The sequence below is a fragment of the Glycomyces xiaoerkulensis genome, assembly GCF_002798405.1.
Taxonomy (GTDB): Bacteria; Actinomycetota; Actinomycetes; order Mycobacteriales; family Micromonosporaceae; genus Glycomyces; species Glycomyces xiaoerkulensis.
Genome location: NZ_PGGV01000008.1, coordinates 1 through 20006, shown reverse-complemented (window position 1 = coordinate 20006; position 20006 = coordinate 1). Strand labels below are relative to the sequence as shown.

The window sequence follows — 20006 nt, the reverse complement described above, 5'->3', positions numbered from 1 at the left end:
GAGACCGGAGGGCGGGGGCCGTCCCCGCCCTCCGGGCCGACCGCATACGAGCAGAACAATGAGTCTCGCACTGCCGATCGTGGCCTGCATCGTGGTCGCGCTCGTGATCGCCGACTTCTTCGTCCCGATGGTCCCGAGCGCCACCACGATCGCCACCCTCGCCGGGTTCGCCATCGGCGACTCGACCCTGATCGCCGGCCTCATCGCCTGCGCCGCGCTCGCCTCCTGGGCCGGAGACGTGCTCGGCTACTACGCGTTGTGGCACGCCCGGGGGCGGATGCGCCGCCCCATCCTCGGTTCGGCGCGGATCGTCCACCTGGAACTGCGATTGCGTTCCACCCTGCGGCGCCGTCCCCGCCTGACCACGGTGGTCGCCAGGTTCATGCCGGCCGGCCGGACCGCGCTGGCGTGGGCGGCGGTGGCCACTCCCGAGTATCCGCACGCGCGCATGGCGATCGTCGCCGGCGCGGTGTGGGCGTCCTACATGGTCGGCGTCGGGCTGCTGATCGCCTGGATGTTCGGCCCGGGCCTGCTGTCGGCGGTCACGACGGTGACGTCGGTCGCCGCCCTGAGCGTGGCCCTGGGCTGGTGGTTCCGCGGCGCGCCGGCCGCCGCGGCCGCGAAGCGTTGAGGGGCGGCCCGCCAGGGCCGCCCCTTCCCCTCCTAAACCTGTCCGGAACCTTCCGGCTCCTCCCAGGGGTCCTCGGGATCGGGTGCGTACTGGCGCCCCTCGGTCCCGGCGGGGACCTGCCCCATGCGGCCGGCCTGGAAGTCCTCGACCGCCCCCACGATCTCGGCCTTGGTGTTCATCACGAACGGGCCGTAGCGGGCGACCGGCTCCCCGATCGGCTCGCCGCCGAACAGGAGCACCTCCATCTGACCGGTGGTGTGGTGCTGGTCGGGGCCGGCGGTCACCGTGATGTAGTCGCCGCCGGAGCCGAACAGGGCCAACTGCGATTCGCGGAGCGGCCGCCGCTCGTCGCCTGCGGTCCCGTCGCCGTGGAGGGCGAACGCCATCGCCGAGTACGACTGCTGCCATGGAATGCGGACCTGGGACCCGGGTGCGAGCGAGGCGTGCACCAGCGTGATGTCGGTGTGGGTCCGGCCGGGCCCGGCGTGGCCGACCACGTCCCCGGCGATGATGCGCGCCAGCGCCCCGCCGTCGGCCGAAGCGACCAGTTTCAGGCCCCGGCCCTGGATGTCCTGGTAGCGGGGCGGGTTCCACTTCGCCGACTTCGGCAGGTTGACCCACAGTTGGACGCCGTCGAAGACGCCGCCGGTCATGACCAGCTTCTCCGACGGGAGCTCGTCGTGCAGGATGCCGGCTCCGGCGGTCATCCACTGGGTGTCTCCGCCGCGTATGACCCCGCCGCCGCCGTTGGAATCGGTGTGGACGAACGTGCCGTCCATGAGGTAGGTGACGGTCTCGAACCCGCGGTGGGGGTGCCAGGGGGCGCCCTTGGCCTCGTGGGGTTCGTAGGCGGCCACCATGTGGTCGAGCAGCAGGAACGGGTCGGCCCCGTCGGCCAGGCCTGCGCCGGGGAACGGCCGTCGGACCGGGAAGCCCCCGCCTTCGAGTGTGCGCATCGAGTCGACGGTCTTGGCCACCGTGCGCGGCCGGGATTCCAGGGCCGGAGCCCCGATGCGCGGGAGCGCGAGGATGTCGGGCGCGGTCACTGCTGGCATGGGGACCTCCTCGAGTCGTCCAGCCCGAAAAACTTGGCCAGCCAACAATAACATTGGTCGGCCAATGATTGCTAGGCTTGACCCCATGGACACCGACGGGGCGGCCGAGCCGGGGGCCGGCATCTGCGACGACCGGGACCGCGTGGGGGAGATCGGGCACGCGATCTTCCGCGTCGCGCGCGCCCACCGCGCCGCGGCAGGCCGGCTGCTGCGCGAGATCGGCCTCTACCCGGGGCAGGAGATCATGCTCGGCCACCTCGGCGACCACGGCCAGACCCGACAGTCGCGCCTGGTCGTCGAGCTCGGCATCGACCCGTCCACGGTCACCAAGATGCTCCAGCGCCTCGAACGCCAGGGCCTGGTCGAGCGCCGAGCGGACCCGACCGACCGGCGCGTGGCGGTCGTGGCGATCACCGAGGACGGCAAGGACCTCCTGGGCCGCATCGAGGACTCCTGGCGGCGCCTCGACGAGATCACCTGCGCCGGGTTCACCGACGACGACCGCGACCGGCTCAAGCGCATCCTCACCCGCCTCGAAGGCAACCTCGCCCCCTGCGAAGAGAACTGACGCGGTCCGCGTCGCTCCGGTGCGGGTTGAACCCGGCATGCGGCGTTGATAGCGTCTGCCGTTGTGACTTCTCCTTTGCGAATCCACGGCCCGTTGGAGCACACCCACGCCGGTTGGAGCGCGGCCGCGGTCGCGATCGGGAGGCCCGCCGTCGAACTGGCCTCCCGGGGCCCCGAGTCGATGCCGGTCACCATGTCCAACCACTCCCACGCCGAGAACTGGTTCGAACTGCTCACCAGGCCGCTGTGGGGCATGGCGTCCGCCCCCGAGACGGTGCCCGAACCGATGTGGACCGCCGCCGCCGAGACCCTGGCGCGGGCGCTCGACCCCGGCGACCCCTGGTACGTCGGCGCGGTCACCGACGCCGGCCAGCGGTGCGTCGAGGCCGCCGCGGTCGGATGGGGCCTCGCCCTCGCCCCCGAACGTCTGTGGGACCCGCTGCCGCCCAAGGCGAAAGACAACGTCTCCGCCTGGCTGAGGTCGGCCTACGCCGCCGACGTGGCCGACTGCAACTGGCATTACTTCCCGGTCTTCGCCGGCCACGGGCTCGAGCGCGTCGGCATCGAGCACGACAAGTCGATCAGCCGCGCCCACCTCGAGCGCATGGGGGAGTGGCTGCTGGGCGACTCGGTCTTCGAGGACGGCCCCGGAGGCCGGGTCGACTACTACAACCCCTTCGCGTTCCACACCTACGCGCTCCTGCACTACCGCCTCAGCGGCGACGACCGCTACGTCGGGCCGGCCTCGGCGTTCGCCCGCAGGTTCCGGTCGTGGTTCGCCGCCGACGGCCCGGCCGTCCCCTACGGGCGCAGCCTCGGATACCGCTTCGCCCAGGCCTCGCTCTGGGGCGCGCTGGCCGCGGCCGACGTGGAGGCCGTGCCGTGGGGCGAGGCCGCCGGGTTCGCGCGTCGGCACCTGGAGTGGTGGTGGGACAAGCCGATCCTCGACCCCGAAGGGCGGCTGACGGTCGGCTACGGCTACCCCAACGACGCCCTGGTCGAGCAGTACCTCACCGCCGGATCGCCCTGGTGGGCCTCGAAGGTCTTCGTCGGCCTGACGGCCGGGGCCGATCACCCGTTCTGGACCGAGCGGGCGACCGAGCCCGAAGCGGTCGTCGAGCCGCACAAGGCCGCCCGCGCGGTGCATGTCCGCGACCGCGGCGGGAACGTCACGCGGCTCAACGGCCAGGGCTGGCGGGCCTGGGCGCGCGGCGGCCAGGAGATCTACGCCAAGTTCGCCTATTCGACCCTCGCGGCCTTCTCCCATTCGGTGGCCGGGCCGGGCCTGGAGTGCGCCGTCCCCGACGGGGCGCTCATGCTCTCCGAGGACGGCCGCCACTGGCGGGGCCGCGAGGACTCCGAGGAGGGCGACATCGACGACAAGGGCGTCCTCACCGTGACCTGGCAGCCGTGGGAGGACGTGTCGATCACGACCTCGCTGGAGGCGGCCGTCGACGGCTGGCACGCCCGCATCCACATCGTCGAGACCGAGCGGACGCTTCACACCGGCGAGGGCGGCTGGTGCGTACCGCTGGAGGGCCACGCCGCCGACGTGGCCGACCACCGGGCCTCGGTGACCGGTACGGGCCTGCGCAGCGAGATCATCGACGGCGACTCCGGCCGCGAGGCCGGACTCATCTCGCCGATGCCGGGCACGCACCTGTACTGGCCGAGCACGGTGCTCCCGGTGCTGCGCGGGATGCTCGAACCTGGACGGCACGTCATGAAATCTTTGATATATATCGGACGCGAGTTATTCGGAAGGGGCCCGATCGGCGGCCGGATGTCACAGCCGGGCCGCCCCGGCACTCTCGGGTCGGTGACACTGGAATCGCCGACCGAGGAGGATCCCGTGGAGTCCGACGCGACCGAACAGTCCGCCATCGAGGTGTTCACCGAGCACCGGGAGCTGCTGTTCGCCATCGTCTACAACATGCTGGGGACCGTCGCCGACACCGAGGACGTGCTGCAGGAGACCTGGCTGTCCTGGGAGCCGCGCTGGCGGGCCGGACGGATCGAGCACCCGCGCGCCTACCTGGTTCGGGTGGCGGTCAATGCCGCGACCTCGCGCCGGAAGGCCGTCAGCCGCCGCCGCGAGACCTACATCGGCCCGTGGCTGCCCGAGCCGTTCCCCACCCCGCCCGGGGCGACCGAGCCGGACGCGTCCGAGGGGGCCCTGCTCACCGAATCGGTCTCGATGGCGCTGCAAGTGGTCCTCGAATCGCTCACTCCCGCCGAGCGGGCCGTCTTCGTCCTCCGCGAGGTGTTCGCGTACGGGCACGATGAGATCGCCGAGATGGTCGAGCGGTCTCCGGCGGCGGTGCGGCAGTTGGCGCACCGGGCCCGCTCGCACGTCCACGCCCGGCGGCCGCGCCACCGGGTCGATCCGCGAGTCCACCGCGAGGTCACCGAGCGGTTCATGAACGCCGTGCGGGACGGCGACCTGGACGGCCTGCTGGCCCTGCTGGCACCGGAGGCCACGCTGATCTGCGACGGCGGCGGCCGCGCCCCGGCAGCCGGACCCAGGCCGATGCACGGGGCCGGCAAGGTCGCGGACTTCCTGCTGCGGCGCACCTTCAGACTCGGACTCGGCCGGGTCGAGTACCGAACGGTCAACGGCGAGCCGGCGGCGCTCCTGGTCCGCGACGGCACCGCCGTGAGCGTCATGGTCCTCGACCCGACCGGCGAGGGGGACCGGGTGACCGGCGTCTACGCGGTCACCAACCCCGCCAAACTCGCCAATCTGCGCTGACCACGCTCCGAGTCCGATCCTTCAAGGGAAGACCATGAAACTCACCGTCATCGGTGCGACGGGCGGAATCGGCGGCGCCATCCTGAACCAGGCCCTCGCCGCCGGCCACGAAGCCACCGCCGTCGTCCGCGACCCGGCCGGACTCGAACTCGACGTCCCGACCGTCCGAGTCGACCTCGCCGACCCGGATCACGCCGCCCTGCGCGAGGCCATCGGCGGAGCCGACGCCGTCCTGTCGGGCCTCGGCCCGCGCGCGCTGCGGCTCGGCCGCGCCGACGCGGCCCACTTCATGCTCGCCGCGGTCGAGGACCGGCGGACCTTCGGGCGCCCCGTGACCGTCGCCTACTGAAACCCGAGTCCTGGAGGGCCCATGTCCGCGCTGTACTTCACGCTCGCCGTGGTGACCGTGGCTTTCAACGTCTTCTCCGGCACCGCCTCGATGCTGCGCCTGGCGATCATCTATCCGCTCCTGGACGGGGCGAACGTCCCGCGGTCGTGGCTGGTGTTCCCCATCGGCGTGCTGAAGACCGCCGGCGGCCTGGGGGTCCTCGCCGGACTGCTGTTCGCCCCCTGGATCGGAACCGTGGCGGCGGCGGGCCTGGTCATGTTCTGGGTCTGCGCGCTCTACACCCACGTCCTGGCGAACTTCTGGCCGCGCGAGACGATCCTGGCCCTCGTCTTCCTCGCCCTGGCGGCCGGAACCCTCGCCACCGACCTCCTGCGAGCTTGAGCCCGCCCGACGGGCCCCACGCTCCTGACAGGGCCGGTGCCGCGAGCCCGGAGACACGCCCCAGGGCCCGCGACACGGTCTCAGCGGTCCATCAGTGCGAAGACACCCCAGCCGAGGTATTCGCGCTGGTAGCGGACGTGCTTTACCGGCGCGGTGTCGAGCTCGGCCCGCATCTCGGGTGCCAGCACGTCTTCTGGGTTGGCGTCGAGCCAGCGCCGGATGTTCAGCCACTGCGCCGCCACGTAGCGGTCCCAGCTGTCCTGGTCGGCGAGGACCATTTCGACGACGTCGCAGCCGAGGGCGCCGAACCGCTCGATCAGGTCGGGCAGGGCGAGCAGGTCCTCCTCGCCGCCGATGTGGCACCCCTCGACGGTGGCCCGGTCCTCGGGTTCGCGGCGCCAGTACGGTTCGCCGATCAGCATGAGGCCGCCGGGGGCGAGACTGCGCCGCAGGAGCTCGACCGTGCCCGGAACACCGTCGCCGATCCAGGTGGCGCCGATGCAGGAGGCGATGCCGACCGGTTCGGCGGCGACGTGGGCCGAGGCGTCGGCATGGATGAACTCGACCCGGTCGGCGACGCCCAGCTCGGCCGCGCGATCCCGGGCGGCGCCGAGGAAGACGGTGCTGATGTCCACTCCCGTACCGGTGACGCGGTGGTCCCGGGCCCAGGTGGACAGCATCTCGCCCTTGCCGCAGGCGAGGTCGAGCATGCTCGTGCCCGGCTCGGGGTCGATGGCCGCTCCCAGTGCGGCCAGCTTCTCTCCGGTGAGCGGGTTGCAGATGCGATGGCTGCTTTCGCGGATGGTGAAGCTACGTGGCAGATCCACTTCGATGGTTCCTTCGGTCGGAAGAGGTGATGACGGACGTGACGGGCGGCCGATCAAGGTCGACCGCGACTGCCCGGACCGGCATGGAAGCACCTCTTCCGACTCGTGGACGCTCGAATTCCGTGAGACTACCGCCGCCCCGGTCCTCCCGTCGACCGGATTTCAGAGGTGCCGGGAGGCGACCGCCGGGCGAGTCCTGGGGCCCGGCCCGATGTGGGCGGTGGCGGGTTGCGCGGGCAAGCTCTGCGGCCCAGCCGCATCCGGAAAGAGATCGACATCCTTGAATCTTAATGCGGTCTGGTGGATAATCGTCTGCGTCCCTGCAAATCCGCGGAACATCGATCCGCCGTCACCCCCTCATGACGCCTTGGGCCCTCACCCCGCCTGCCCGTCGACGCCGAACGATGGGCCGCACCGTCGGCCGCTGCCACCGGCACCCTCGGCCGGGCACCGCCGACCGCACTCCAAGGAAGGGCATACCCTATGCACGGCAACCGCCGCCGCAGATCCGCCATCGCCGTATTCACGGCCGTCATCGCAACCCTGGGAGCCGCATTGGCTTTCACCTTCTCCAGCAGCCCGTCCCACGCCCAGAACTGCAACGGGTACGTGGGGCTGACGTTCGACGACGGCCCCAACCCCAGCACCACCGCAAGCCTGCTGAACGCGCTCCAGTCCTCGGGGCTGCGGGCGACCGTGTTCAACACCGGCCAGAACGTCGCGAGCAATCCGGGCCTGGCCCAGTCGCAGCTCGACGCGGGCATGTGGATCGCGAACCACTCGTGGTCGCACCCGGACATGACCCAGTTGAGCCGCCAGGAGATGGCTCAGGAGATCGCCGACACCCAGCAGGCGATCGAGCAGGCCACCGGGGTTACCCCGGACCTGTTCCGGCCGCCCTACGGGTCGACGAACGCGACCCTGCGCGACGTCGAGTCCCAGTACGGCCTCACCGAAGTGCTCTGGGACGTGGACTCGGAGGACTGGAACGGCGCCTCCACCCAGCAGATCGTCCAGGCGGCCCGGCAGCTCCAGGCCGGCGACGTCATCCTCATGCACGACAACTACCAGTCCACGATCGACGCGATCCCGCAGATCGCGTCCGACCTGCAATCGCGCGGCCTGTGCTCGGGCCGGATCTCCCCGGCGACCGGCCGGGCCGTGGCCCCCGACGACGACCCGGGGCAGCCGACCACCCAGGCGCCGACGGACACTCAGTCGCCGACCGAGCCCCCGCCGACCACCGAGCCGCCCGGCGGTGACTGCTCGGCGGTGATCGAGGTGGTCAACGACTGGGGCTCCGGTTGGCAGGCCAACGTGTCGGTGACCGGCCCGACCGACGGGTGGACCCTGAGCTGGAACTGGCCGGGGAGCCAGGGCATCTCCAGCTCCTGGAACGCCCAGATCAGCGAGTCCGGGTCGTCGGTGACCGCCTCCGACGTCGGCTGGAACGGCGGCATCGCCTCCGGCCAGACCCAGCAGGTCTTCGGCTTCATCGGCAGCGGACCGGCGACCGAACCCACCGTCACCTGCAACTCCAACTGACCGAACCTCCCCACCGATCCTGCGGCGCCCGGCCGGGACCACCGGCCGGGCGCCGCTTTCGTGCGTGCCCGGCGGCCGGTGAAGCCTTCGGTGCACGTAGATACCTTTCGGACACCCTTGGTGGTCGTGCGGGCCTTTTTACGGCCGAGAAACGACAGTTCACATCGCTGTACTTGACAGGCACAGCGGGGAAACATCCCGGACCTAGCTTGGCCTGGAAGCGGATACGACGTTGTATACGCGCTCGTACACCGCCGCTGCCAGCGCCGGTGCCCTGCAGACCCGCCGCCCGCAGCGGCCGGACACTCCTCTGCGAAAGGTCGACAACCGAATGCCACACCGCTCCACACCCCGCGCCGGGCGCACCGCCCGCGCCCTCGCCGCCGCCGCGGCGGTAGCCGTGGCCGCCGCGACCGCCGCGTGCGGCAGCCGCGCCGGCGACGAGGCCACCGCCGCCGAGTCCTGTCTCGACACCTCCGGCGACACGGTGAAGGTCGGCGCGCTCAACTCCCTGTCCGGCACCATGGCCATCTCCGAGACCACCGTCCGCGACGCCATCTACCTCGCGGTCGACCAGATCAACGCCGACGGCGGCGTCCTGGACAAGCAGATCGAGATCGTCGCCGAGGACGGGGCCTCCGAGCCGACCGTCTTCGCCGAGAAGTCCGAGAAGCTCATCCGTGAAGACTGCGTCGCCGCCGTCTTCGGCGGCTGGACCTCCGCCTCGCGGAAGGCGATGCTGCCGGTCTTCGAGGACAACGACTCGCTGCTGTACTACCCGGTCCAATACGAGGGCCTGGAGGCCTCGGAGAACATCTTCTACTCCGGTGCCACCACCAACCAGCAGATCGTGCCCGCCCTCGACTACCTCGCCGAGGCCGGCGTGGAGTCGATGTACCTGGTCGGCAGCGACTACGTGTTCCCACGCACCGCCAACGCCGTCATCAACGCCTACGCCGAGGCCCACGGCATCGAGATCCTCGGCGAGGACTACGTCCCGCTCGGCTCCACCGAGTTCTCCACCATCGTCCAGCAGGTGGACTCGGCCGGTGCCGACGCGGTGTTCAACACCCTCAACGGCGACTCCAACGTGGCCTTCTTCCGCGAATACACCAACGTCGGCCTCACCGCCGAGGACATGCCGGTCATGAGCGTCTCCATCGCCGAGGAGGAAATCGGCGGCATCGGCATCGAGAACATCGAGGGCCAGCTCGCCGCCTGGAACTACTACCAGACGATCGAATCGGACACCAACGCCGCGTTCGTCGAGGCGTTCAAGGGCGAATACGGCGACGACCGGGTCACCTCCGACCCGATGGAGGCCTCCTACAACTCCGTCCACCTGTGGGCCGCCACCGTCGAAAAGGCCGGATCGTTCGAAGTCGACGACGTCCAGGAGGCCGCCGGCGGCGTCTCCTTCGACGGACCCGAAGGGACCGTCGTCATCGACGGCGACAACAACCACCTGTCCAAGACCGCCCGCATCGGGATCATCGAGTCCGACGGCCTGCTCCACACCATCTGGGAGTCCGACGGGCCCATCGAGCCGGATCCGTTCCTGGAGGGCTACGACTGGGCGGCCGACCTGAGCGTCGGCGAGTAGCCGACCGGCGATCGGGAAGGAGACTCCGCAATGGAAACCATCGTCGGGCCGCTGTTCACCGGTCTGAGCACCGGATCGATCCTGCTGCTGGCGGCGCTGGGCCTGTCGCTGACATTCGGGCAGATGGGCGTGATCAACATGGCCCACGGCGAATTCATCATGGCCGGCACCTACACCGCCTACGTCACCCAGCAGATCGTCGGGGACGCCGGCGTCTCCCTCCTGATCGCCCTCCCGATCGGCTTCGCCGTCGGCGGCGCGATGGGGCTGGTCCTGGAGACCCTCCTCATCCGCCACCTCTACCACCGGCCGCTCGACACGCTCCTGGCGACCTTCGGAGTGGGGCTGATCCTCCAGCAGGTCGCCCGCGACGTCTTCGGCGCCCCCGCCGTCAACGTCACCGTCCCGGAGTTCCTGCGCGGCGGCGTCGACGTCCTCGGCACCACCGTGCCCAAGACCCGCCTGTTCATCATGGCGCTGGCCGTGGTCGCGGTCGCCGCGGTCGCGCTGGTCCTCCGCTTCACCTCGGCCGGGCGCCGCATCCGCGCCGTGGTCGGCAACCGCGACCTGGCCGAGGCCTCCGGGATCGCCTCCCGCACCGTCGACGCCGGGACGTTCTTCATCGGATCCGGCCTGGCCGGCGTCGCCGGCGTGGCCCTGACGCTGATCGGCTCGACCAGCCCCACCACCGGCCAGTCGTACCTGGTCGACGCCTTCCTGGTCGTGGTCGCAGGCGGCCTGGGCCGCATCAAGGGCGCCGTGGTCGCCGCGGTCGCCCTCGGCTCGCTCCAAGCGGTCTTCGAGACCTACTCGACCGCCTCGCTGGCCAAGGTCGGCGTCTTCGTCGTCATCGTCGTCTTCCTGCAGTTGCGGCCCCAGGGCCTGTTCACCCTGCGGACCAGGAGCCTGGCATGAGGAACTTCGCCCAATCGAGACTCGGCACCCTGAGCGGCTTCGCCGCCGGCGCGGCCGTCCTGTTCGGCCTCGCCCCGCTGGTCCTGTCCGGATTCCGGCTCGGCCTGTTCGCCCAGTTCATCTGCTACGCCATCGTCGCGGTCGGCATCGGTCTGGCCTGGGGCCGGGGCGGCATGCTCACCCTCGGCCAAGGCGTGTTCTTCGGCATGGGCGCCTACCTGATGGCCATGCACCTGAAGATGGCCGACGCCGAATTCCGGTCCGGCCCCGGCGCCGTCCCCGACTTCATGGAACTGGCCGGCATCCGCGAACTGCCCGCCTACTGGGTCCCGTTCGCCTCCCCGGCCTTCACCATCGCCGCCGTCCTACTGCTCCCGACCGGCCTGGCCGCCGCGCTCGGCCTGGCGGTGTTCAAACGCCGCGTCAAGGGCGCCTACTTCGCGATCCTCTCCCAGGCGCTCGCCGGCGCCTTCGCGATCCTGCTGATCGGCCAGCAGACCCTGGGCGGATTCAACGGCCTGAGCTACTTCCGCTACTTCTTCGGCTTCACCCTCAACGACCCGGTCAACCAGCGGATGCTGTACTTCATCACCGCCGCGGTCCTGCTGGCCGTCGTCGCCCTCGCCCTGCAACTGCGGCGCTCGCGCTACGGCGAACTGCTTGTGGCCGTCCGCGACGCCGAAGCGCGCGTGAGATTCCTCGGCTACGACGCCGCCAACGTCAAAGTGGTCGCCTACGCCGTCGCCGCCCTGTTCGCCTCGGTCGCCGGCGCCCTGTTCGTGCCGGTGGTCGGCATCATCTCCCCGGCCAGCATCGGCATCATCCCCTCGATCATGTTCCTCCTCGGCGTCGCCATCGGCGGCCGCGCCACCCTCCTGGGCCCCGTGGTCGGCGCGCTCGCCGTCGCCTGGGCCCAGACCACCCTGTCCGAGCAGTTCCCCTCGGCGTGGACCTACGCCCAGGGGCTGCTGTTCGTCCTCGTCATCGCGCTCCTGCCGGGCGGGATCGCCTCGATCCCCAAGCTGGCCGGGCGCGTCCGCGCCAAGAACCAAGCCCGAACCCTGGAGGCGACCGCATGAACGACACCGCGCTCTCCCGGCCCGCACCCGACCCGGTGCTGGTGTGCCGCAACGTCGAAGTCGACTTCGACGGCTTCAAGGCCGTCGCCGGGGTCGACCTGGAGCTGCGCCGCGGCGAGGTCCACTTCCTCATCGGACCCAACGGCGCCGGCAAGACCACCCTCGTCGACGCCGTCACCGGGCTGGCCCGGTACACCGGCTCGATCACCAAGGACGGCGAAGAACTGCGCGGCAAGAAGGTCCACCGCATCGCCCGCAAAGGCGTCGGCCGCACCTTCCAGACCGCCACGGTCTTCGAGAACCTCACCGTCGCCCAGAACCTCGACATCGCCGCCGGCGCCTCCCGCGGCCCGCTGACCCTCCTGCGCCGCCGCAAGACCCTCCCGGAGACGGTCACCGACACCATGAAACGCATCGGCCTCGACGACGCCGCCGACACCCTCGCCGGCGTCCTCGCCCACGGCCGGAAGCAGTGGCTCGAGATCGGGATGCTCCTGGTCGGCGACGCCGACGTCCTCCTGCTCGACGAACCCATCGCCGGCATGGGCCACGACGAACGCGAGACCACCGGCCGCCTCCTCCACGACATCGCCGCCGAACGCGCCGTCGCCGTCGTCGAGCACGACATGGACTTCATGCGCGCCAACGCCTCCCGCGTCACCGTCCTCCACGGCGGCGCCGTCCTCGCCGCCGGCGGCGTCGACGAGGTCTCGGCCGACCCCCGCGTCCAGGAGGTCTACCTCGGCACCAGCGACCACCAGGAGACCGCCGATGCTGCGGCTGCATAACCTCACCTGCGGATACGGCCGCTCCGCGGTCGTCCACGGCATCGACCTCGAGGTCGGCGCCGACGAAGTGGTCTCCGTCATGGGACACAACGGCGCCGGCAAGACCACCCTCCTGCGCGCCGTCGCCGGACTCCTGCCGGCCATGGCCGGCACCGTCGAACTCGACGGCCGCGACGTCACCGGCAGACCCACCAACAAGCGCGTCAAGGCCGGCATGGCCTACGTACCCCAGGGCCAGCAGTGTTTCGCCCACCTCACCACCGCCGAGAACCTCCGCCTGGTCGCCGACGGCCGCCGCCGCGGCAAGACCCTCGTCGACGAGCAGCTCGACCGGTTCCCCGCCCTGCGCGGACTCCTCGGCCGCCAGGCCGGGCTGCTGTCCGGCGGCCAGCGCCAGCAACTGGCCATCGCCCGCGCCCTGATCGGCCAACCGCGGCTGCTGATCCTCGACGAACCCACCGAAGGCATCCAGCCCACCGTCGTCGCCGAGATCGAATCGACCATCGTCGACCTGGCCGCCGCCGGGGGCCTGTCGGTGCTCCTGGTCGAACAGCACCTCGGATTCGCCATGCAAGCGGCGCACCGCTACTACGTGCTCCGGTCCGGCCGCGTCGCCTCCGAAGGCGAGACCGGCTCCGACGCCGACACCCGAGTCAGAGAGGCGATGGCCATATGACACACGGATTCTCCTCCCTACCGGAGACCAATGACCCGCTGGCGGCGCGCGTCTACATCGCCCTGCGCGCCGACCTCATGGCGGGCCGCTACGAACCGGGCCGCCGCCTCGGCGAGGAACGCCTGGCCGGCAACTACGGCATCTCCCGCACCCCCGTGCGCGAGGCCCTCAGCCGGCTGACCGCCGACGGCCTGGTCGCCCGCGAAGCCGACGGCCTCTACCCCTACCGGCCCCGCATCGACCAGCTCAACGACCTCTACGAGGTCCGCCTCACCCTGGAACTGCGCGGCCTGGCCCGCGCCGCCGCCGACCCCGGCACCGCCCACGACCCCGACCTGCTCGGACCCGAACTCGACCGCTGGTACGCCCTCCGCCGGACCCCGCCGCGACCCGACGCCGGTTTCGTCGACGCCGACGAGCACTACCACCTCACCCTCCTGGCCGCCTCCGGCAACCGGGAACTGGCCGAGGCGCTCGAGGCCGTCAACAACCGCATCCGGCCCGCCCGCATGTTCGACTACTTCACCGACGAGCGCATGGCCACCACCATCGCCGAGCACATCGGCATCGCCGAAGGCGCCCTCGACGGCCGCTACGAGGAGGCGACCAAGATCCTCACCCGGCACATCGAAACCTCCCGGTCCATCGTGGTCACCCGCGCCGAGGCCGCGCTGTCATGGGCGCCCTTCGCCAACGCCGTCCGGCCCTGACCACCGCAGCGAGTAGGAGCCCTCAGTGTTCGACCGCATCCTCATCGCCAACCGCGGCGAGATCTCCCGCCGCATCACCGGCACCGCCCACCGCCTCGGCATCGAGACCGTCGCCGTCTACTCCGAGGCCGACGCCGCCTCCCTGCACGTCCGCGAGGCCGACCGGGCCGTGTGCGTCGGACCGGCCGCCCCCGCCGAGTCCTACCTCGACATCGACGCGATCCTGGCGGCCGCCAAGGACACCGGCGCCGACGCCGTCCACCCCGGCTACGGGTTCCTCTCCGAGAACGCCGAATTCGCCCGCCGCGTCGCCGAAGCCGGACTCGTGTTCATCGGCCCTACCCCCGCGCAGCTCGAACTGTTCGGCGACAAGGTCACCGCCCGCGCCGAAGCCGAACGCGCCGGGGTCCCGCTCGCGGCCGGCACCGCCGCGCTCGCCGACACCGACCAGGCACTGGCGGCCGCCGAGCGGATCGGCTACCCCGTCATCGTCAAGGCCTCGGCCGGAGGCGGCGGCATCGGCATGCGCACCGCCGACGGCCCCGCCGAACTGGCCGACGTCTTCGCCTCGGTCAAGCGCCTGGCCGCCGACAACTTCGGCGACGACGCGGTCTTCCTCGAAAGATACGTCCGCCGCGCCCGCCACGTCGAAGTCCAGGTCTTCGGCGACGGCGCCGGACGGGTCGTGAGCCTGTCCGACCGCGACTGCACCCTCCAGCGGCGCCACCAGAAGGTCATCGAGGAAGCCCCCGCCCCCGGACTGCCCGACCGCGTGCGTGACCACCTGCACGCCTCGGCCCGCGCGCTGGCGGCCGGAGCCGACTACCGCTCGGCCGGCACCGTCGAGTTCATCTACGACGCCGACCGCGACGAAGCGGCCTTCCTCGAATGCAACACCCGCCTCCAGGTCGAGCACCCGGTCACCGAGCAGGTGCTGGGAATCGACCTGGTGGAGTGGATGATCCGCGCCGCCGCAGGCGACACCGCCTTCCTCGACCGCGTCCCCGACACCGGCCCGCCCCCCGGCGGCTGCGCGGTCGAGGCGCGCGTCTACGCCGAAGACCCCGCCCGCGACCACCTGCCGAGCTCGGGGCTGCTGACCTGCGCCGACCTGCCGGAGTCCGCGCGCGTCGACACCTGGATCGAACGCGGCATCGACGTCCCGGCCGCCTACGACCCCATGCTCGCCAAGGTCGTCACCACCGGAGCCGACCGCGCCGAAGCCTGGGCCGCGCTGTCGGAGGCGCTGGCCGACACCAGGATCGAAGGCGTCCACACCAACCTCGGGCAGCTCCGCGCCGCCGCCGTCGACCCGAGCGTGGCCGCGGTCGAACACACCACCGGCACCGTCGCCGGCATCGCGGACGCCTCGCCGCGCATCGACGTGATCGCCCCGGGCGTCCTGACGACCGTCCAGGACTGGCCCGGCCGGGTCGGCTACTGGCAGGTGGGCGTGCCGCCCTCGGGCCCCATGGACGACTACTCCTTCCGACTCGGCAACCGCGCGCTCGGCAACGACGAGGGCGCCCCCGGCCTCGAATGCACCATCGCCGGCCCGACCCTGAGGTTCGGCACCGCCGCGACCGTCTGCATCACCGGCGCCCCCGCCCCGGTCACCGTCGACGGGGCGGCGGTCGACCAGTGGACGCCGGTGGCGGTACCGGCCGGTGCCGAACTGGCGATCGGGTCCATATCCGAGGCCGGCGCCCGCACCTACCTGCTGTTCGACGGCGGCCTGGACGTTCCGACCTTCCTGGGCTCGGCCTCGACCTTCCCGCCCGGCCGCATCGGCGGCTACACCGGCGACCGGTTGCGCCCGGGCGACCGCCTGATCCCCGGCCCGGCCACCGGCACCCCCGCCGCCGCGGTGCCGGAGGCCGACCGGCCCGAATTCGCCCACGAATGGACCCTCGCGGTCACCCCCGGACCCCAGCCGGCCCCGCACTACTTCACCCGCGAGGACATGGAAGAGCTGTACCGGGCGACGTGGACGGTCCAGGTCCACGCCGGCCGGTCAGGTGTCCGCCTCGACGGGCCCCGTCCCCAATGGGCCCGCACCGACGGCGGCGAAGCGGGCCTGCACCCGTCCAACCTGCACGACAACCCCTACTCGGTCGGCACGGTCAACTTCACCGGCGACACCCCGGCGCTGCTGGGGCCCGACGGGCCGAGCCTGGGCGGCTTCGCCTGCCCGTTCACCGTCACCACCTCCGACCGGTGGAAGCTCGGCCAACTGCGCCCCGGCGACACCGTCGGGTTCCTGCCGGTCGGCGAGGCCGAGGCCGACCGGCTGCGAGCCGCACCGGTCTCGGCCCCGGCCCTGCTGACCGGCGCGGCCGACGACGACGCCACCCTGGCCCGCATCGACGGCGACGGGAACCGGCCCGCCGTCGCCTACCGGCGCGCCGGCGACGACGCGATCCTCCTCGAATACGGACCCATGCACCTCGACCTGGGCCTGCGGATGCGTGTCGGCGCACTGATGAACGCCCTCGCCGAGGCCGCCCCCGCCGGCATCGTCGACACCACTCCCGGAGTGCGATCCCTCCACCTCCACGTCGACCCCGACCGCCTGCCGATCCGGACCCTCACCGGCCTGCTGCTCGAACTCGAGGCCGACCTGCCGGCCGTCGACGACATGGTCGTGCCCTCCCGGGAGGTGCGGATGCCGATCTCCTGGAACGACTCCGTGGTCGACGAGGCGATCGCCCGCTATACGACCAACATCCGCGACGACGCGCTCTACAACCCGTCCAACATCGAGTTCATCCGCCGCATCAACGGCCTGGACTCGGTCGCCGACGTCGCCCGCATCACCACCGACGCCGAGTGGCTCGTCCTCGGCTTGGGCGACGTCTACCTCGGCGCCCCCGCCGCGCTCCCGATCGACCCCAGGCACCGGCTGGTCACCACCAAGTACAACCCCGCCCGCACCTGGACCGCCGAAGGCACTGTCGGCATCGGCGGCTCCTACATGTGCATCTACGGCATGGACTCGCCCGGCGGCTACCAGCTCGTCGGCCGCACCGCCCCCATCTGGGCCGGCCTGCGCGACCTGGCCTCGTTCAAGGACGGCCTGCCGTGGCTGCTGCGGTTCTTCGACCGGGTGGTGTTCGACCGCGTCAGCGAGGACGAACTGGCCGAGATCCGCCGGGAACTGGCCGCCGGCCGCCGCGAGGTCGACATCCGCGACGGCGAGTTCGCCTACGCCGACTACCGGCGCCTGCTGTCGGACAACGCCGACTCGATCGCCGCCTTCGGCGAACGCCAGTCCGCGGCCTTCGAGGCTGAACGGCAGCGGTGGGCCGAGGCCGGCGAGTTCGACCGCGACCTGGCCGAACCGGCCCCCGCCACGGCCGAGGTGGCGCTCGCCGAAGGCGAGGCCCTGGTGGAGGCCCCGATGGCCGCGAGCGTGTGGCGCGTCGGCGTCGACGAAGGCGACCGGGTCGAAGCCGGCCAGCCGGTGGTCGTGCTGGAGGCGATGAAACTGGAGATGCCGGTCCCGGCCCCGGCTTCGGGGACGGTCACCCGGGTCCTTGCCGAACCCGGAGACCAGGCGGGCCCGGGGACCCCGCTGCTCGTGATCGCCCAATAGCGTTGGAACTGAAGGAGACAGGGGACCACGTGAACCTCATCGAACGGGTCGGGGCCGCCTATGCCCGGATCGCCGAACTCGACCGGCCCGAAGCCTGGATCACCCTGCGCGACCAGGCCGAAGTGCTGGCCGAGGCCGAGCGCGTCGCGGCGGCGGGGGAGGACCTGCCGCTGGCCGGGCGGCTCTACTGCGTCAAGGACAACATCGACGTCGCCGGCCTGCCGACGACCGCCGGCTGCCCGGCCTTCGCCTACCGGCCCGACCGGGACGCCACCGCCGTCGCCCGCCTCCGCGAGGCCGGGGCCGTCTGCCTGGGCAAGACCAACCTCGACCAGTTCGCGACCGGCCTGGTCGGCACCCGCAGCCCGTACGGGGCCGTGCGCGGGACCGCCGACCCCGAACTGATCGCCGGCGGCTCCTCCTCGGGCTCGGCGGCGATGGTCGCCCTGGGCGTGACCGATTTCGCGCTCGGCACCGACACCGCCGGATCCGGTCGGGTCCCGGCCGCGCTCAACGGGATCGTCGGCATCAAGGCCAGCCTGGGCCTGGTCCCGGCCGACGGCGTGGTCCCGGCGTGCTTCTCCTACGACTGCGTGACCGTCTTCGCCCCCGACCTGGCCGGTGCGGTCGAGGCGATGCGGGTGATGACCGGCCCGACCGAAGCCGACCCCGGTTCACGGGACTGGCCGGCCGACGTGGCGCTCGCGGCCCCGCCGAACCCGCGCGTGGCCGTCCCGCGCGAGGGCGACCTCGCCCCGGTGGACGAGGCCCTCCGGCCGCTCTTCGCCGAAGCCGTCGCCGGGCTCGAGGCCGAGGGGGTCGAGTGCGTCGAGATCGACATCCGCCCATTCCTCGAAGCCGCGCTCCTGCTGTACGAAGGCGCCCTGGTGTCCGAGCGGTTCGCCGCCTTCGGCGAGTACATCGACGCCTGGCCCGACGAGGTGGACCCGACCGTCGCCGAAATCGTCATGGGCGCCAAGAAGTTCACCGGCGCCGACCTGGCCGTCGACCAGCAGCGGCTGCGCGAGGCCCGGGTGGCGACCCGCGCGCTGCTGACCGGCTTCGACGCCCTGCTCCTGCCGACCGCCCCGGCCCACCCCACCATCGCCGAGGTCGGCTCCGACCCGATCGGCGTCAACTCCCGCATGGGCGTCTACACCAACTTCGTGAACCTGCTCGACATGGCCGCGGTCGCCGTCCCCGCCGGCGCCAAGGGCTTCGGCGTGAGCCTGATCGTCCCGGCCTTCGCCGACCAGGTCGCGATCGACCTGGCCGCCCGCCTGACCGCGAGCGAGGCCCCGCTACTGGCTCCGGCCGACGCCGAACTGGTGGTCTTCGGCGCCCACATGAGCGGGATGCCCCTGAACCACCAACTCACCGACCTCGGCGCCCGCCCGGCCGGACCGGTTCGCACCGCCCCGGCCTACCGCATGTACGAGCTCGACACCGCCCCGCCCAAACCCCTGGTGGTGCACACCGGTGACGGCGTCGGACTCCCGGGGGAGCGCTGGCTGCTGAGCCCTACGGCCCTGGGCCGGTTCCTGCACGACTTGCCTGAGCCGATGACCCTGGGCAAAGTGGAACTCGACGACGGCACCCGGGCCACCGGCTTCGTCGCCACCGAACCGACCGGCGCCGACATCACCGGCTCCGGTGGCTGGCGGAACCACATCCGTCCCGACCGATGAATCTCGGCCCGCATCTCGTCGGTACTGGGGAACGCACCCTACCGACGAGGACAGAACACGACCGGGCTCGCGATCGACTTCCGGAACGTCACCGATCAGGTCTCCACACTGCTCAAAGGCGTCGACGACGCCCACCTGCCCGGCCGCAGTACTACTGGGGACCCCAAATGGGTGCCAGGCCGACCCGCGCCTTGATCGTCTTGTCCGCCCGGGGCCATTGTGCTCTGGGAGGTTGGGGCCAGATCAAGGCGGCCCAGGCTCGCAGCCTCGCCCAGTCGTCGGGATCGGCCAGCGTGCAGTTGAGGTTCACCCGTTCGTACCCGCCTCCTCCCGATCGCCAGATGAACAGGCCGTCGTCGGTCACGACCATCGAATCGCCGTAGTAGAGGTCCACCTTGGATTGATGATTGATCGGTATATATCCGAGCATCCAGCGGTAGATCACCCGATGCGGCGTCACTCGCACATATGTGATGCCGCCTGCGCGGTACAGCACCGCCGTCAGAACGATCATCGCGATGATGCCGCAGGGAACCAGGACGAGGAAGGACCTTGAAAAGGTCGCGACCATGAAGAGCGCCGGGAGGCTCATCGCCCCCATGGCGCCGACGTTCACGGCGGTGCAGTTGCGGGAGAACCGTACGTGGATCGAGTCGGGCATGGCCCATATTCTCACGGCGTGAAGGCTGTTCGTGTCCCTGACCGTGTGCGGGGATACGTTCTATGGACTCCGGTTCGGCGGTCGGCCTGGGGCGGGCATGGGGAGGTGCCCGACCGGGTGTTCCCGGTTCGGGCTCGGCGGTATCGGCCTTGCTCCCCGCCGCGGTTGCCCGCGGCGGGCGGCC

Annotated in this window: 16 protein-coding genes and 1 pseudogene; 14 read left to right on the top strand and 3 right to left on the bottom strand. The window is 71.5% G+C overall.

Annotated elements, in window-relative coordinates; all coding sequences use genetic code 11:
* Positions 1-58: 58 nt before the first annotated feature.
* Positions 59-631, top strand: coding sequence for a hypothetical protein (locus tag CUT39_RS02785; protein WP_100444449.1), 573 nt, complete (start codon positions 59-61; stop codon positions 629-631).
* A 32-nt stretch (positions 632-663) separates the two neighbouring features.
* On the opposite strand, the gene CUT39_RS02780 is transcribed toward CUT39_RS02785, so the two are convergent.
* Entirely contained in the window at positions 664-1686 is a 1023-nt protein-coding gene (locus tag CUT39_RS02780) for a pirin family protein (RefSeq protein WP_100444447.1), read from the bottom strand.
* 85 nt (positions 1687-1771) lie between these two features.
* Here CUT39_RS02780 and CUT39_RS02775 point away from each other — a divergent pair, with 85 nt between their 5' ends.
* The 4 genes and pseudogenes from CUT39_RS02775 (at position 1772) to CUT39_RS02760 (ending at position 5735) form a co-directional block, all read left to right on the top strand.
* Entirely contained in the window at positions 1772-2254 is a 483-nt protein-coding gene (locus CUT39_RS02775) for a MarR family winged helix-turn-helix transcriptional regulator (protein WP_157930441.1), read from the top strand.
* A gap of 63 nt (positions 2255-2317) precedes the next feature.
* Entirely contained in the window at positions 2318-5005 is a 2688-nt protein-coding gene (locus tag CUT39_RS02770; RefSeq protein WP_198586821.1) for a sigma-70 family RNA polymerase sigma factor, read from the top strand.
* Between the two features lie 34 nt (positions 5006-5039).
* A pseudogene (locus CUT39_RS02765) lies at positions 5040-5258 on the top strand (NAD(P)H-binding protein); the annotation flags it as partial.
* Positions 5259-5375: 117 nt separating this feature from the next.
* Positions 5376-5735, top strand: coding sequence for a DoxX family protein (locus tag CUT39_RS02760; RefSeq protein ID WP_100444443.1), 360 nt, complete (start codon positions 5376-5378; stop codon positions 5733-5735).
* Positions 5736-5815: 80 nt separating this feature from the next.
* On the opposite strand, the gene CUT39_RS02755 is transcribed toward CUT39_RS02760, so the two are convergent.
* Entirely contained in the window at positions 5816-6562 is a 747-nt protein-coding gene (locus CUT39_RS02755; RefSeq protein ID WP_100444442.1) for an SAM-dependent methyltransferase, read from the bottom strand.
* A gap of 483 nt (positions 6563-7045) precedes the next feature.
* On the opposite strand from CUT39_RS02755, the gene CUT39_RS02750 reads away from it, so the two are divergent.
* The 9 genes from CUT39_RS02750 to atzF all read left to right on the top strand — a co-directional run bounded on the left by CUT39_RS02750 (position 7046) and on the right by atzF (position 19161).
* Positions 7046-8107, top strand: a complete 1062-nt coding sequence (locus CUT39_RS02750) for a polysaccharide deacetylase family protein (protein ID WP_100444441.1) — start codon at positions 7046-7048, stop codon at positions 8105-8107.
* Positions 8108-8438: 331 nt separating this feature from the next.
* A complete protein-coding gene (gene urtA, locus CUT39_RS02745; protein WP_100444439.1) occupies positions 8439-9710 on the top strand; it encodes an urea ABC transporter substrate-binding protein in 1272 nt (423 codons plus the stop codon).
* Positions 9711-9740: 30 nt separating this feature from the next.
* The gene (gene urtB / locus CUT39_RS02740) at positions 9741-10625 is read left to right on the top strand and encodes an urea ABC transporter permease subunit UrtB (RefSeq protein WP_100444437.1); all 885 of its coding nucleotides are present in this window, start codon (positions 9741-9743) and stop codon (positions 10623-10625) included.
* Positions 10622-11704 carry an urea ABC transporter permease subunit UrtC gene (gene urtC, locus CUT39_RS02735; protein WP_100444436.1) on the top strand — a complete coding sequence of 361 codons (1083 nt, stop codon included), beginning with the start codon at positions 10622-10624 and terminating at the stop codon, positions 11702-11704. Before urtB ends, urtC begins: the two co-directional genes overlap by 4 nt.
* A complete protein-coding gene (gene urtD / locus CUT39_RS02730; RefSeq protein ID WP_100444435.1) occupies positions 11701-12492 on the top strand; it encodes an urea ABC transporter ATP-binding protein UrtD in 792 nt (263 codons plus the stop codon). The genes urtC and urtD overlap by 4 nt, the downstream gene beginning before the upstream one ends.
* Positions 12476-13168: an urea ABC transporter ATP-binding subunit UrtE gene (gene urtE, locus CUT39_RS02725; protein WP_100444434.1), complete on the top strand. Its 693-nt coding sequence runs from the start codon at positions 12476-12478 to the stop codon at positions 13166-13168. The genes urtD and urtE overlap by 17 nt, the downstream gene beginning before the upstream one ends.
* A complete protein-coding gene (locus CUT39_RS02720) occupies positions 13165-13878 on the top strand; it encodes a GntR family transcriptional regulator (protein ID WP_100444433.1) in 714 nt (237 codons plus the stop codon). Before urtE ends, CUT39_RS02720 begins: the two co-directional genes overlap by 4 nt.
* Positions 13879-13903: 25 nt before the next feature.
* Entirely contained in the window at positions 13904-17473 is a 3570-nt protein-coding gene (uca, locus tag CUT39_RS02715) for an urea carboxylase (RefSeq protein ID WP_100444432.1), read from the top strand.
* 29 nt (positions 17474-17502) lie between these two features.
* Complete coding sequence (atzF, locus tag CUT39_RS02710; RefSeq protein ID WP_100444431.1) at positions 17503-19161, top strand: allophanate hydrolase; 1659 nt, start codon at positions 17503-17505, stop codon at positions 19159-19161.
* Positions 19162-19312: 151 nt separating this feature from the next.
* Here the strand turns inward: atzF and CUT39_RS02705 are convergent, their stop codons facing one another.
* Entirely contained in the window at positions 19313-19822 is a 510-nt protein-coding gene (locus tag CUT39_RS02705) for a hypothetical protein (protein WP_100444430.1), read from the bottom strand.
* Positions 19823-20006 lie beyond the last annotated feature (184 nt).

Bases quoted from the DNA above. Each gene is read 5' to 3' on its own strand.
- CUT39_RS02785 (WP_100444449.1), top strand. From the start codon at position 59: ATGAGTCTCGCACTGCCGATCGTGGCCTGCATCGTGGTCGCGCTCGTG.
- CUT39_RS02780 (WP_100444447.1), bottom strand. From the start codon at position 1,686: ATGCCAGCAGTGACCGCGCCCGACATCCTCGCGCTCCCGCGCATCGGG.
- CUT39_RS02775 (WP_157930441.1), top strand. From the start codon at position 1,772: ATGGACACCGACGGGGCGGCCGAGCCGGGGGCCGGCATCTGCGACGAC.
- CUT39_RS02760 (WP_100444443.1), top strand. From the start codon at position 5,376: ATGTCCGCGCTGTACTTCACGCTCGCCGTGGTGACCGTGGCTTTCAAC.
- CUT39_RS02750 (WP_100444441.1), top strand. From the start codon at position 7,046: ATGCACGGCAACCGCCGCCGCAGATCCGCCATCGCCGTATTCACGGCC.
- urtA (WP_100444439.1), top strand. From the start codon at position 8,439: ATGCCACACCGCTCCACACCCCGCGCCGGGCGCACCGCCCGCGCCCTC.
- urtB (WP_100444437.1), top strand. From the start codon at position 9,741: ATGGAAACCATCGTCGGGCCGCTGTTCACCGGTCTGAGCACCGGATCG.
- urtC (WP_100444436.1), top strand. From the start codon at position 10,622: ATGAGGAACTTCGCCCAATCGAGACTCGGCACCCTGAGCGGCTTCGCC.
- urtD (WP_100444435.1), top strand. From the start codon at position 11,701: ATGAACGACACCGCGCTCTCCCGGCCCGCACCCGACCCGGTGCTGGTG.
- urtE (WP_100444434.1), top strand. From the start codon at position 12,476: ATGCTGCGGCTGCATAACCTCACCTGCGGATACGGCCGCTCCGCGGTC.
- CUT39_RS02720 (WP_100444433.1), top strand. From the start codon at position 13,165: ATGACACACGGATTCTCCTCCCTACCGGAGACCAATGACCCGCTGGCG.
- CUT39_RS02705 (WP_100444430.1), bottom strand. From the start codon at position 19,822: ATGCCCGACTCGATCCACGTACGGTTCTCCCGCAACTGCACCGCCGTG.